The sequence below is a fragment of the Bordetella pertussis 18323 genome, assembly GCF_000306945.1.
Classification (GTDB): domain Bacteria; phylum Pseudomonadota; class Gammaproteobacteria; order Burkholderiales; family Burkholderiaceae_B; genus Bordetella; species Bordetella pertussis.
Genome location: NC_018518.1, coordinates 1330532 through 1342425 on the forward strand (window position 1 = coordinate 1330532; position 11894 = coordinate 1342425).

General features: G+C 68.4%; 6 protein-coding genes and 1 pseudogene. 3 read left to right on the forward strand and 4 right to left on the reverse strand.

What is annotated here, in order from left to right; translation table 11 throughout:
• Positions 1-54: 54 nt before the first annotated feature.
• Positions 55-714, reverse strand: a complete 660-nt coding sequence (locus tag BN118_RS06330) for an epoxyqueuosine reductase QueH (RefSeq protein ID WP_003810571.1) — start codon at positions 712-714, stop codon at positions 55-57.
• Positions 715-749: 35 nt separating this feature from the next.
• Entirely contained in the window at positions 750-3575 is a 2826-nt protein-coding gene (gene glnE, locus BN118_RS06335) for a bifunctional [glutamate--ammonia ligase]-adenylyl-L-tyrosine phosphorylase/[glutamate--ammonia-ligase] adenylyltransferase (protein WP_041166152.1), read from the reverse strand.
• A gap of 33 nt (positions 3576-3608) precedes the next feature.
• On the opposite strand from glnE, the pseudogene BN118_RS06340 reads away from it, so the two are divergent.
• Positions 3609-7264 (forward strand): annotated as a pseudogene (locus BN118_RS06340) (YhdP family protein).
• A 66-nt stretch (positions 7265-7330) separates the two neighbouring features.
• On the opposite strand, the gene rho reads toward BN118_RS06340, so the two are convergent.
• Together rho and trxA are read right to left on the reverse strand one after the other, a co-directional pair.
• Positions 7331-8587 carry a transcription termination factor Rho gene (gene rho, locus BN118_RS06345; RefSeq protein ID WP_003810577.1) on the reverse strand — a complete coding sequence of 419 codons (1257 nt, stop codon included), beginning with the start codon at positions 8585-8587 and terminating at the stop codon, positions 7331-7333.
• 112 nt (positions 8588-8699) lie between these two features.
• Positions 8700-9026: a thioredoxin TrxA gene (gene trxA, locus BN118_RS06350; protein ID WP_023852918.1), complete on the reverse strand. Its 327-nt coding sequence runs from the start codon at positions 9024-9026 to the stop codon at positions 8700-8702.
• A gap of 241 nt (positions 9027-9267) precedes the next feature.
• Here trxA and BN118_RS06355 point away from each other — a divergent pair, with 241 nt between their 5' ends.
• Positions 9268-11280, forward strand: a complete 2013-nt coding sequence (locus BN118_RS06355; RefSeq protein ID WP_047122788.1) for a DNA topoisomerase IV subunit B — start codon at positions 9268-9270, stop codon at positions 11278-11280.
• On the forward strand, positions 11280-11888 hold the full coding sequence (locus BN118_RS06360) for a YcxB family protein (RefSeq protein ID WP_010930280.1): 609 nt from the start codon (positions 11280-11282) through the stop codon (positions 11886-11888). Before BN118_RS06355 ends, BN118_RS06360 begins: the two co-directional genes overlap by 1 nt.
• The last annotated feature ends 6 nt before the right edge of the window (positions 11889-11894 follow it).

The following is an 11894-nucleotide window of genomic DNA, read 5'->3' on the forward strand; positions in this document are numbered from 1 at the left end:
CGCCGGGGTTGGAGTTTGCGGGTGCCAGTCCCCTGCGGGGACAGGCACCCGGGGTTAGAGTTTTTCCTCTACCCCGTAGAACTTCACGCCGAGGTGGATGCGTTCGCGGCCCTGGGCGCGGCGGTGGCGGTTGGTGTCGCGCAGCGAGTAGACGCAGCCGCAGTATTCCTGCTGGTAGAAGTTCTCGCGCTTGCTGATTTCGATCATGCGCTGCGAGCCGCCGCCCTTGCGCCAGTTGTAGGTCCAGTACACCAGGTCGTCGTAGCGGGCGGCGGCGCGTTCGCCGCAGCCGTTGATCTGGTTCATGTCTTTCCAGCGCGAAATGCCCAGCGAGCTGGTGATGGTGTCGAAGCCGTGCTCGTGCGCATACAGGGCGGTGCGCTCGAAGCGCATGTCGAAGCAGGCGGTACAGCGGATGCCGCGCTCGGGCTCGTTTTCCATGCCCTTGACGCGCTCGAACCAGTTGTCCATGTCGTAGTCGGCGTCGATGAATTCGATGCCGTGTTCTTCGGCGAAGCGGATGTTCTCGTTCTTGCGGATCTCGTACTCTTTGACCGGATGGATATTCGGGTTGTAGAAGTAGATCGCGTAGTCGATGCCGGAGGCCGTCATGGCTTCCATGACTTCGCCGGAACAGGGCGCGCAGCACGAGTGCAGCAGCACCTTGCGGCGGCCGGCGGGCAGTTCGAGTGTGGGGCGCACGAGTTGGGACATGGCGTGAAAAGCGGCTTTGCAGCGGGGAAAAACCGTTATTTTACTTCGGCTTGCGCGATCGTGCCGTCCTGCAGCACGGTTTGCCACAATTCGCACACCGTGGCGCGCTCGGCGGCCAGTTGCCCGGGCGGCACGCGCGCCTTGTCGACGCCCTTCAGGCGCAGCTGGTGCTGCGCCCGCCGCAGCGTGCGGTAGGCGTCGCCGGCGGCCAGCGCCAGCGGCGCCGGGATCAGGCCCGCTTCGCCGGCCAGGCGCAGCAGCGCGATATTGCCCAGGTTGTTGACCAGCACCCGATGCGTGGCCGCATGGCACAGCACCAGGTATTGGGTGACGAATTCCACGTCCACCATGCCGCCGCGGTCATGCTTGACGTCGAACAGCTCGGAGCGGTTAGGGTGCCCGGCGCTGATCTTGTCGCGCATGCCGAGCACCTCGCCGCGCAGCGCCTGCACGTCGCGCGGCATGACCAGGATGTCGGCGCGGATGCGCTCGAAGCGCGCGCCGGCCTCGGTGTCGCCGGCGGCGTAGCGCGCGCGTGTGAGCGCCTGGTGCTCCCAAGGCCAGGCGTGCGAGCGCTGGTATTGCTCGAAGGCCTCCAGCGAGACGGCCAGCAGCCCGGCGTTGCCGTCGGGGCGCAGCCGCAGGTCGACTTCGTACAGGCGGCCCGACGACGTCATGGTCGATAGCCACGAGGTCATGCGCCGGCCCAGCTTGGCGTAGAGTTCGGCGGCGTCCTCGCGGTCGTCGTCGAACAGGAACACCAGGTCCAGGTCGGAGGCGTAGCCCAGCTCCTTGCCGCCCAGCTTGCCGTAGGCGATGACGGCCAGGTGCGGCTCGGCGCCGGGCCGCCGGTTGACCAGCGGCCAGACGCGGCGGATGGTCTCGGCCAGCAGCAGGTCGGCCAGCGCCGAGAGCTGGTCGGCCAGTTTCTCCACCGTCAATTCGCCTTCGAGGTCCTGCGCCAGCAGCTGGAAGCTGGCCTGGCGCTGGACGTCGCGCATCAGATTCATCTGCCGTTCGATGTCGGGCTCGCCGTCGGGCAGCCGGCAGGCGTCGAGGTCGGCGGCCAGCTGGTGCGCGACCTGGGCGAAGTCCAGCGGTTCGAACAGCGTGCGCCAATCGATCAGGCTGTCCAGCAACAGGGGGTGCTGGGTCAGGTACTGGGCCGCCCAGGGGCTGGCCGCCACCATGCGCGCCACGCGGGCCAGGGTATCGGGGTACTCGGCCAGCAGCGCCAGGTAGGCGCTGCGCTGCGCGATGGTTTCGATGAGGTCGAACAGGCGCAGCGCGGCATCCATGGGCGCGCTGGTCTGCGTCGCCGCCGTCAGCGCCGCCGGCAGCAGCGCTTCGAGCCGGTGCCGGCTGCTGTCGGGCAGGCTGCGTACGCGATGGCTGCCCAGCAGCGTCTCGGTGCGGCGCAGCAGGTCCTCGGCGTGCTCGGGAAAGTCGCGCTGGATCTGTCCGGCCAGGCGCTCCTCGATATCGTGCAGGGCGCCGGCATGCGGGCGCATGGCGTGTCCGTTGGCGTGCGTGCGCGCGGGGGCGGGGCTGTCGTCCTCCTCGCCCATGCCTGCCAGGCGGAAGGCGTTGCGGAAGGTCTGCGACACGAAGGCGCGATGCTCGGCCAGCGTGCGCTCGAAGGCGGCCGGTTCGTAGCCCAGGGCCGCCGCCAGCGCTGCGCGCTGGGCCGGGTCTGCCGGCAGCAGATGGGTCTGCTCGTCCTCGCGGTATTGCAGGGCATGCTCGGTGCGGCGCAGGAAGCGATAGGCGGCTTCCAGCTTCTGCGCGTCGCCCTCGGGCACCAGCCCGGCGGCGCGCTCGGCGTGCAGCGCTTCGAGCAGGCCGCGGCGTTGCAGCGCCGGCATGCGGCCGCCGCGGATGAGCTGCGACAACTGCACGATGAACTCGATCTCGCGGATGCCGCCATCGCCCAGCTTGATGTTGTTGGCGCTGTCCACGCCGTTGCGCGCCAGGGCGCGGCGCTGCCAGTCCTGGCGTATGCACTCGCGCAGGGCGCGCAGCGCCGCCAGGGCGTCGAAGTCGAAATACTTGCGGTAGACGAACGGCACGCGCAGGCTTTCGAGCTGGCGCGCCTGGGCGTCCGGGTTGCTGTCGGCAAACGCCTGCGCCGGCATCAGCCTGGCCTTGAGCCAGGCGTAGCGCTCCCACTCGCGCCCCTGGCCGATGAGATAGTGCTCCAGCGCGTCCAGGCTCCAGGCCAGCGGTCCGGCGTCGCCATCGGGGCGCAGCCGCAGGTCGGTGCGAAAGACCTGGCCATCGGCATCGACTTCCGACAGCACCGGCATCATGCGGCGGGTCAGGCGGCCGTAGAACTCGTGGTTGCTGATGCGCCGCGGGCCGTCGGTCTCGCCTTCGTCGCCGTACAGCATGACCAGGTCGATATCGGAGGAAACGTTCAGCTCGCGGCCGCCCAGCTTGCCCATGCCGACGATCAGCATTTCCTGCGGATCGCCCGTGCTCTGTTCGCGCGGCAGGCCGTGGACGGCGGCAAGTTCGGCGGCCACGCTGCGGTAGGCGGTGCCCACGGCGATGTCGGCCAGCACCGTCATCGCCCCGACCACTTCCTCCAGGTCTGCCTGCCCGCCCAGATCGCGCACGATCAGGGTCAGGAAGACACGCTCGCGCAGCTTGCGCAGCATGCCGCGGCATTGCTCGACCGGCAGCACTTCCGGCGCGTCCGGGCCGCTCAGTTCGGCCTGCCAGGCCGCCAGCACGTTGGCGCTGACGGGGTGGGCGCAGGCATTGGCCAGCCAGGCCGCCAGGTCGGGATGGGCGTCGAGACGGCGGCGCAGGTGGCCGGACCAGGCCAGGGCGGCGGCGAAGGGAGGGGCGGAAGACATGGCGGGACTCAGGCAGACGGAAAGGCGGGATTCATGTATAAGGGGACGATACTGCAAGACGCCTCTTCCTGCCCGCCGCCCGTGTCCGTATCGACGAAAATTCTTCGCTTGCTGTTCTGGAGCGTGTTCGCCATTTATGGCGTGCTGGCGGTCGCTTTCCTGGGTTTGCGTTACTGGGTGTTGCCCCGGGCCGATCAATGGCGGCCGCAGATCGAGCAGTACGCCAGCCAGGCGCTGGGTTCGCGGGTGGCGACAGCCTGAGCGCCGACTGGAGCGGCCTGAATCCGCGCCTGAACCTGTCCGGGGTGCGCATCTACGATCACCAGGCCGACCCGGTGCTCAGCCTGCCCTCGGTGGCGGCGGTGCTGGGCTGGCGCAGCGTGCTCAAGCTGTCGCCCACGTTGCAGAGCCTGCGCATCGACGGCGCCGATCTGCTGGTGCGGCGCGATTCCGCCGATCGCCTGTGGGTCGCCGGGCAATCGATCGACCTGGCTGCGCCGTCCGATCACGGGTTCACCGAATCGCCGGCGCTGCGCTGGCTGGCGCGCCAGCGCGAGCTGGCCCTGCACGGCGTGACGCTGCGCTGGCAGGACGAAGCGCGCCAGGCGCCCGAGCTGCGGCTCGATGGCCTGGACCTGCTGATGCGCAACGGGGTGTTGTCGCATCGTTTTTCCCTGCGCGTGCGTCCGCCCGCGCAGCTGGCGGCCAAGGTATCGCTGCGCGGCGAGCTCAACCGCAGCCTGTTCGCGCGCGACGGCAGCAATCCGGCCAGCTGGAGCGGCCAGCTGTATGCCGAGGTGCAGGACGCCGAGCCGGCGGCCTGGGCGCCCTGGGTCGCGATACCGGCGGCCCAGGGCCGCTATGCGGCGCGCGCCTGGCTGCAACTGGATCACGGCAAGTTCACCGACCTGACGATGGATGCGGCGCTGCGCGGGCTGAACTGGCGCGCCGGCCAGAGTGCGTCGGTCAGCGTGGACAGCGCCCAGTGGCGCCTGCAGGGCGCCCCGGGCGACCTGCTGCAGTTTTCGGACCTGCCGCTGGCGCGCAGCGCCGACGGCGCCGGCGTGTCGGTCACGGGGCAGGCGGATGGCCTGTGGCTGAACCTGCCCGAAATATTCGAACACCCGCTGGCGCTGGACCGGGCGCAACTCGACGCCACCCTGACCGAGCCGGCGGGGCAGCCGCTGACCCTGAACCTGCGCCGCCTGCAGCTGGCCAATCCCGACCTGGATGCGACCCTGCACGGCGCCTGGCGCCAGCAAGGCAAGTCGGCGGCCGGCACGGCGGACCTGCGCGGCAGCCTGGCGCGCGCGTCGATGCCGGCCATCCACCGCTACCTGCCCCTGGAGGTGAACGAGGATGCCCGCCTGTGGCTGGCGACGGGCCTGCCTGCAGGGACGGTTCATGACGCCGCCATCACCCTGGCGGGAGACCTGGATGATTTTCCGTTCTCGGAGCCGGGCGCGCAGGGGCAGTTCCGTATCGCGGGACGGTACCAGGATGCCGTGGTCGATTACGCGCCGGCCGAGGGCAAGCGCAAGGCCTGGCCCAGGCTGGAGCAATTGTCGGGCAACTTCGCCGTGGACAAGGTGAGCCTGAGCCTGGACAGCGCCGGCGGCGGCCTGGTGCGCACCGCCGCAGACCAGGTGGTGAGCCTGGGGGCGGTGAAAGCCGCGATTCCCGACATGGAAGACCACGCGCAATTGCACGTGGAAGGCCAGAGTTCCGGCGCGGTGCCGGCGTATCTGGCGCTGGCCGCCAATTCGCCGCTGGGCGAACTGCTCGACGGGGCGCTGGCCGAGGCCGAGGGCACCGGCCAGTGGGAGGTGCCGCTGGCGCTGGATGTGCCGCTGCTCAATGCCGAAGACACCAAGGTCGAGGGGCGCATCGTATTCGCCGGCAACGCGTTTCGCTTCATGCCCGAGATGCCTATGCTGACGCAATTGCGCGGCGAGCTGGCGTTCTCCGAACTGGGCATGAGCGCCAAGGAAATCCATGCCCGCTTCCTGGGCGGGCCGGCGCGTATCTGGGGCGTGCTGGAGCAGGGCAGCGCTCCGCTGCGCTTCGAAGGCACGCTGACGGCGGCGGGCCTGGGCGAAGTGAGCAAGGCGCCGGCGCTCAAGCGCCTGTCGGGCCAGAGCGCCTACCGCGGGCAGCTCAACTACCTGAAGGGCGGGGCGGTCGATATCTCGATGGAATCGAACCTGGACGGCCTGGCGATCGACATGCCGGCGCCGGTGGGCAAGCCTGCGCGCGGCGCCATGCCGTTCAAGCTGCAATGGGGGCCGGCCAACGACCGCGGGCCGCGCGGCCGGCGCTGGCTGTCGGGCAGCCTGGCCGAGAACATCAATGTGCTGCTGGAGTACGATCCGGCCGATGCCTCGCGGGCCTATTTCGCGCGCGGCGCGCTGGGCGTGAACCGGGCCGCCAGCCTGCCGCAGCGCGGCCTGACCGTGGCCGCGACCCTGCCCGAACTGGACCTCGACGCCTGGGACGCCATGAAGGCCGATTTCGACGAGCCTTCCAGCGGCCGGCGGCAGCCGTCGCGCGTGCCGCTGCTGCCGCAGCCGGATCAGATCAACCTGGCCGCCGACCGCTTGCGCGTGGCCGGCTATACCCTCGATGACCTGAAACTGGCGGCCCAGCGGCCGACCGCCTCGCAGTGGCGCGTGACGGTGGACTCGCGCCAGGCACTGGGCACGCTGGAGTGGACGGAGGCCTCGGGCGCCATCGCCGGCCGCGTGACCGGCCGTTTCAAGCGGCTGGCGCTGGCGGGCGAGGAGGACACGCGCCAGGAAGAGGACGCGCTGTCGGCTGGCAACGATCTGGAGGATATTCCCGCCATCGATCTGCAGGCCGAGGAGTTCAGCCTGTACGGCAAGCAGCTGGGCAGCCTGCAGCTGATCGGCACCAACATGGAGCGTGGCCGCCTGTGGCGGCTGGACAAGCTGCAGATCGCCAACGACGCCGCCCGGCTCGACGCCACGGGCAATTGGCGCCTGGACGGCACGCAGCGCGGCCTGACCGTGCAGGCCAATGCCGAGTTCAGCGACCTGGGCAAGTTCCTGGACCGGGTCGGCCTGCCTCAGACCGTGGGCGGGGGCAAGGGCAGCCTGGAGGGCACCGTCACCTGGCGCAATCTGCCCTGGTCGTACAACCTGGCCGAGCTGGAAGGCAAGGCGCGCGTCAGCCTGGACAATGGCCGTTTCCTGCATGTGAATTCGCGCGCCGCGCGCCTGCTGGAACTGCTGTCGCTGCAGTCGCTGCAGCGGCTGGCGCGCCTGGACGCCAACCCGGGCGGGTTGCTGCGCGAAGGGTTTCCGTTCGACACGATCCGCGGCGACATGTCGCTCAGCCAGGGCGTGCTGACGACCGAGGGCTACAAGCTGAGCGGTCCCGTGGCCGGGATCGTCCTGGCCGGCAACACCAATATCGTGGACGAGCGCTGGGACATGCGGGCGGTGGTGGTGCCCAACCTGGACGCCAGCGGCGCGGCGGCGGTGACGGCCGCGCTGGTCAATCCGCTGATCGGCCTGGGCGCTTTCGTGACGCAGTGGCTGCTCAAGCAGCCGCTGGCGCGCGCCATGTCTTCCGAGTATGCGGTCACCGGCACCTGGGACGATCCCAAGGTGACGCCGGTGGAGTCGCGCGCGCCGACGCGCCAGCAGGAGCCGCAGCCCGAGCACTGAAGCGCGCCCGCAAAGCAAAACCCCGGCGCGGGCCGGGGGTCGGGACGGGCGTGGCGCAAGCCAGGCTTATTTCTTCATCATGTCGAAGAATTCGGCGTTGGTCTTGGTGGCGCGCATCTTGTCGAGGATGAATTCCATCGACTGGATTTCGTCCATGTCGTGGATGAACTTGCGCAGCACCCACACCTTCTGCAGCAGTTCGGGCTTGATCAGCAGCTCTTCGCGGCGGGTGCCCGACTTGTTCAGGTTGATGGACGGGTAGACGCGCTTTTCGGCCAGGCGGCGCTCCAGGTGCACTTCGGAGTTGCCGGTGCCCTTGAATTCTTCGTAGATGACTTCGTCCATCCGACTGCCCGTTTCGATCAGGGCGGTACCCAGGATGGTCAGCGAGCCGCCTTCCTCGAGGTTGCGCGCCGCGCCGAAGAAGCGCTTGGGGCGCTGCAGGGCGTTGGCGTCCACGCCGCCGGTCAGCACCTTGCCGGAGGCCGGCACCACGGTGTTGTAGGCGCGGGCCAGGCGGGTGATCGAGTCCAGCAGGATGACCACGTCCTTTTTCATCTCGACCAGGCGCTTGGCCTTCTCGATGACCATTTCGGCGACCTGCACGTGGCGGGTGGCCGGTTCGTCGAAGGTCGAGGCCACCACTTCGCCGCGCACGGTGCGCTGCATTTCGGTCACTTCCTCGGGGCGTTCGTCGACCAGCAGGACGATGAGCACCGCATCCGGATAATTGGTGGTGATGGCGTGGGCCACGTGCTGCATCATCACCGTCTTGCCGGACTTGGGCGGCGCCACGATCAGGCCGCGCTGGCCCTTGCCGATGGGGGCGAAGATGTCGAGGATGCGGCCGGTGAGGTTTTCCTCGCTCTTGATGTCGCGTTCCAGACGCATCACCTGGTTGGGGTGCAGCGGCGTCAGGTTCTCGAACATGATGCGATGCTTGATCGCTTCAGGGGGCGAGCCGTTGACCTTGTCCACCTTGACCAGCGCGAAATAGCGCTCGCCATCCTTCGGGGTGCGTACTTCGCCCTCGATGGAGTCGCCGGTGTGCAGGTTGAAGCGGCGGATCTGCGACGGCGAGATGTAGATGTCGTCGGTGCTGGCCAGGTACGAGGTGTCCGGCGAGCGCAGGAATCCGAAGCCGTCGGGCAGGACTTCCAGCACGCCGTCGCCGAAGATCTGTTCGCCTTGCTTGGCGCGCCGCTTCATGATGGCGAACATCAACTCCTGCTTGCGCAGGCGGTTGGCGTTCTCGATTTCCAGGCCGGCGGCCATTTCCAGCAACTGCGACACGTGCAGCGCCTTCAGTTCATTGAGGTGCATCGCGGTGAATGTAGGGGGAGATAAGAAGAAGGGTTCGGGCGGCGGGCCACGGACGGGCCCGCGCGGGAATCAGGGGGGAATGCGCGGCCGATTGGCGGCGCATTCCCGGATTTTACAACGCGCCGTCCAGGAATGCGGTCAGTTGCGATTTGGACAGGGCGCCGACCTTAGTGGCGGCGGCCTGGCCGTCCTTGAACAGCATCAGGGTCGGAATGCCGCGCACGCCGTACTTGGCCGCCGTGTCCTGGTTTTCGTCCACGTTCAGCTTGGCCACGGTCAGGCGGCCGGCGTATTCGGCAGCCACCTCTTCGAGGATGGGGGCGATCATCTTGCAGGGGCCACACCAGGCGGCCCAGTAGTCCACCAGCACCGGCTGGCCGGATTTCAGCACATCTGCCTCGAAGCTGGCGTCGCTGACGTTCTTGATTTGCTCGCTCATGATGGTGATTCTCGGATTCCGCTGCGCGACCCGTGCATGGAGCATGCGGCCGCTGTTCTTGTTCGACGTGTAGGAAGGATTAAAGCATACCACTGTCATTAACAACAGGGTTTGCCGGTTTTGTGTAGGATGTTGCGGCGTCACCGGGCCTACAAAAGGGTCCGGCGGCTGTCACAATGTTCATCGTACCGAATTCGCGGCTGGTCAGCGCGTGCGCATCCCACCTGGAGCCGCGCCGAATATGGACTTGTCCGTAAAATGTCGGTTTTTTTCCACAGATGTTGGGGATAACTTGGCCACACCACGTTACACCGAAGCGTCGATCCGCGTTCTGAAGGGGCTGGAGCCTGTGCGCCAGCGCCCGGGTATGTATACCCGCACCGAGAACCCCCTGCACATCGTGCAGGAGGTCATCGACAACGCGGCCGACGAAGCGCTGGCCGGTTACGGCAAGCAGATTCAAGTCACGCTGCACGGCGACGGCAGCATTTCGGTCGAGGACGACGGACGCGGTATTCCGGTCGGCCTGCACCCGGAAGAGAACGCGCCGGTCGTCGAGCTGGTTTTCACGCGCCTGCACGCAGGCGGCAAATTCGACAAGCAGGGCGGCGGCGCGTATGCGTTCTCCGGCGGCCTGCATGGCGTGGGGGTGTCCGTCACCAACGCGCTGGCCACCCGCCTGGAGGTGGTGGTGTGGCGCGACGGCGCGGTGCACCGGCTGGTGTTCGCCGGCGGCGACGTGATCGAAGCACTGGCGCCGTACCCCGAGGGCGGGCGCAAGAAGTCGGGCACCCGCGTGCGGGTATGGCCCGACGCCAAGTATTTCGACAGCCCGGCCATCCCGATGGCCGAGCTGACCCACCTGCTGCGCAGCAAGGCCGTGCTGCTGCCGGGCGTCAAGGTGTCGCTGGTCAACGAGAAAACCGGCGACACGCGCACCTGGCAGTACCAGGAGGGCCTGCGCGGCTACCTGGCCGAGGCGCTGGCCGGCGCCGAGCTGATGATCCCGTTCTTCGAGGGCCAGCAGTACGCCGGGGCCGACCACGACAGTTTCGCCGAAGGCGAGGGCGCCCAATGGGTGGTGGCTTGGGCCGAGGACGGCAACGTGGTGCGCGAGTCGTATGTCAACCTGATCCCGACCCCGGCCGGCGGCACCCACGAATCGGGTTTGCGCGAAGGCCTGTTCGGCGCGGTCAAGGGGTTTGCCGAGCTGCACAGCCTGCTGCCCAAGGGCGTCAAGCTGCTGCCCGAGGACGTGTTCACGCGCGCCAGCTTCGTGCTGTCGGCCAAGGTGCTGGACCCGCAGTTCCAGGGCCAGATCAAGGAGCGCCTGAACAGCCGCGACGCCGTGCGCCTGGTGGGCTGCTTCGCCAAGAGCGCCCTGGACCTGTGGCTGCACAGCAATGTCGAATATGGCAAGAAGCTGGCCGAATTGGCCATCCGCCAGGCGCAGGCGCGCCAGCGTTCGGCGCAGAAGGTCGAAAAGCGCAAGAGCTCGGGCGTGGCCGTGCTGCCCGGCAAGCTGACCGATTGCGAGTCCAGCGACGCCAGCCGCACCGAAGTGTTTCTGGTCGAGGGCGACTCGGCCGGCGGCTCGGCCAAGATGGGGCGCGACAAGGAGTTCCAGGCCATTCTGCCGCTGCGCGGCAAGGTGCTCAATTCCTGGGAGGTCGACCGCGACCGGCTGTTCGCCAACAACGAGATCCACGATATTTCGGTGGCGATCGGGGTGGACCCGCACGGCCCGGGCGATGAGCCCGACCTGTCGGGCCTGCGCTACGGCCGCATCTGCATCCTCTCGGACGCGGACGTGGACGGCTCGCACATCCAGGTGTTGCTGCTGACGCTGTTCTACCGGCATTTCCCCAAGCTGATCGAGGCCGGCAACGTGTTCGTGGCCCGGCCGCCGCTGTTCCGGGTGGACGTGCCGGCGCAGGGCAAGCGGCCGGCGCGCAAGATCTACTGCCTGGACGCCGGCGAACTGGAGGCCGCGCAGGACAAGCTGCGCAAGGAAGGCGTGCGCGAGTCGGCCTGGAGCGTGAGCCGCTTCAAGGGCCTGGGCGAAATGAACCCCGAACAGCTGTGGGAGACCACCATGAACCCGGACACCCGCCGGCTGCTGCCGGTCGGCTACGGCGACCTGACCCCCGGCGACACCACCCGCATGTTCGACATGCTGATGGGCAAGGGCGAGTCGTCGCAGCGGCGTGCCTGGATCGAGGAGAAGGGCAACCTGGCGGAGCTGGATATCTGATGGCGCAGGCGCCCGACAGCAGCGTGCCGGTGCGCATGGTGGTCGACCTGACGGTCGACGACTATGCGGCATTCACCGCCTATGCGTACCAGCGTCCGGCGCTGCGCCGCCGCCATGCGTCGCACCTGCGTTTCGCCGTCCTGCTGGCCGCGGGCCTGCTGGCGGTGATCCTGCTGCGCGTATGGGATGGCAGGCAGCTGGATTGGGGCGCGGCGCTGCCGGCGTACGCGCAGGCGCTGGCCGTCGGCCTGGCGGTGTTCGCGCTGCTGGCCGCCGGCTACGAGTACGCGCTGCCGCGGCTGGCGCGCGGCAACGTGCGCCGCGCGCTGGGCCGCCAGCCCGACAATCCCTTCCTGGGTCGGCACACGCTGGACTTCGGGCCGCGCGGCGTCGATGACGCCGCCGCCGGCGCCAGCGGTACCATGCCATGGGAGGCGGTGGGCCAGGTCGAGGAAACCGCCAGCCATCTGTATCTGTTCATCAGTCCGCTGCAAGGCGTGATCATTCCCAAGCGCGGCCAGTCCGCCGATGTCCTGCAGGCGGTGCGCGCGCAGCTGCGCGCGCACGTGCCCGGCGCGGTGCTGGCCGATGCGGCGGACAAGCAATAGTCAAAT